Origin of the sequence: Mycobacterium sp. WUMAC-067 (assembly GCF_020217485.1) — a bacterium.
Lineage (GTDB): Bacteria > Actinomycetota > Actinomycetes > Mycobacteriales > Mycobacteriaceae > Mycobacterium.
The window spans coordinates 1-2,185 of the sequence record NZ_JAEKMI010000133.1 but is presented as its reverse complement, the minus strand read 5'-3'; the positions used below and the strand labels follow the sequence as shown (position 1 = coordinate 2,185).

Genomic DNA, 2,185 nt, shown 5'->3' with positions numbered 1-2,185 from the left:
GTGCGCCACGAGGCGCTGTGTGACCGAGCGGAGGTGAGAGACCTGCGCCGTTGTGCTGTCGCAGCAGCGTAACGAAGCTGGGGGCAGCCTGGACCGGGAGACGCCGGCGAGGGTGGTAAGCAGCCCCGACAACGACGGGACAGGCCGGCACTACCGGATGGCCTGGGTCCGGCAAGCATGAGGAGAAGGTGTACGCGAGGAACCAGTGTTTTAACGCCTCTCAAGTCTCCCGCCAGCTCTAACCCGGTGGATTCGGGCTGGTCTGCGATGCGCACCAACACCACTGGCGTCTCGGTGTTGGGAACTCCGGCTGCGGTTTAGGTCGCTGCCGCTGGAGGCCACGGTGAATGCCTGCGGCGTAGCCGTGGCGATATCGCAGGGGCATAGCTGGGCACCTCCCTCCTCGAGCGGTCAGCAGTGAACGTGGGAACCATCGCGAGGCTCCCGTGTCGTCGTCCTCAGCCGAGGGCGCCGAATCCGGGTTGACGCGTCGTCTGTCGATGGCCACGCGGTGGGGCGGAGGGGCCGTAGTAGTCCGAGCGGGGGAAAGCCTCGTGCATGGCGAAGGGCCCCAGCGGAATTGATGCAGCGAACACGACACGAACGGAGGCACTGGTGAATACCGGTGAGCTGTCATGGCCCGATCCCGATCAGGCGGCATGGCAGGTACGACAGATGCAACGCAAGCTGCACCACTGGGCGGTCGAAGATTCCGACCGCCGCTTTGATGATGTGTTCAACCTCGTCCACCACCCGGACTTTCTCACCGTCGCGTGGGAACGGGTGCGGGGCAACAAGGGCGCACGCTCAGCCGGTGTCGACCGGCTGACTCCTGCGTCCATAACCGGAGATGCCGAGACGGTGGCGTTCCTGAGCCACGTTCGAACCGAACTGAAGGCACGGACATTTGCTCCACTTCCGGTGCGGGAGATACTCATTCCCAAACCAGGGAGCAGCAAACTCAGGCGGCTCGGTATTCCCACGGCGATGGACCGCACGGTTCAAGCGTCGTTGCTGTTGGTGTTGGAGCCGATCTTCGAGGCGGATTTCGAGCCGGTCAGTTACGGTTTCCGTCCCCGACGTCGCGCTCAGGACGCGATCGCCGAGATACATGCTTTGGGGACCCGGAACTATCACTGGGTCTTCGAGGCTGACATCGCGGCGTGTTTCGACGAACTGGCTCACTCCGCCATCATGGAACGAGTACGCACGCGGATCGTCGACAAGCGGGTCCTGGCCCTGATCAAGGCATTCCTGAAGGCGGGCATCATGTCTGGCGACGGAACGGTCAGGGAATCTGATACCGGCACACCCCAGGGTGGCATACTCTCACCGCTGCTGGCCAACATCGCTCTGACGGTGTTGGACGCACATTTCCGTGTGAAATGGGATGCCCATCGGACATCTCAGCGGCGAGATGCCCATCGCAAACGTGGCGGGGCCACCTATCGGATCGTCCGCTATGCCGACGATTTCGTGATCATGGTGGCCGGAACCAAAGCGCACGCGGACGCATTATGGGACGAAGTCGCGGATGTCATTGCCCCACTGGGGCTACGGCTATCCGTGGAGAAGACCCAGGTATGCCACCTCGACGAGGGGTTCGACTTTCTCGGATTCCGCATCCAGCGGCGCCGCAAGAAGGGCACGAACAAGGCAGCTGTCTACACCTACCCGTCGAAGAAGGCGCTGCTTTCGATCATGACGAAGGTGCGGGCGCTGACCAAGAAGGCACGTCATCATGGCCTTGCTGATCTCCTCGGACGCCTCAACCCGGTGCTCCGAGGATGGTGTGCGTATTTCCGTCACGGTGTGTCGAAGGCAACCTTCGGATACCTCGATTCCTTTGCCTGGCATCGGGTCACCCAGTGGCTGCTCAAACGGCACAAGCGGATCACGTGGGCGGAGCTCTACCGGCGGTTCCTGACCGGAAGGCCAGGCAATCGTCCGCAAGAGAATGGGATCGTCATGTTCGATACCACCACCGTTCCGATCACTCGGTATCGGTGGCGGGCGAGCAACATCCCCACACCGTGGACCAGCACAGCGGCGACCTCGGTCCCCGCATAACGGTGGCAGTCCGTGGAGCGCCGGATGCGACGAGAGTCGCACGTCCGGTGCGGAGGGCGGGCCGGGGAAACGGGCCAGGAGCAATCCCGGCACCGCGCCCCGGTCCGACCCCTAC

1 protein-coding gene is annotated in these 2,185 nt (G+C 63.2%); it reads left to right on the top strand.

The window, feature by feature from the left end; all coding sequences use genetic code 11:
- The first annotated feature begins 615 nt into the window (after positions 1-615).
- Complete coding sequence (gene ltrA / locus JF781_RS27815; protein WP_033711551.1) at positions 616-2,070, top strand: group II intron reverse transcriptase/maturase; 1,455 nt, start codon at positions 616-618, stop codon at positions 2,068-2,070.
- Positions 2,071-2,185: the final 115 nt, after the last annotated feature.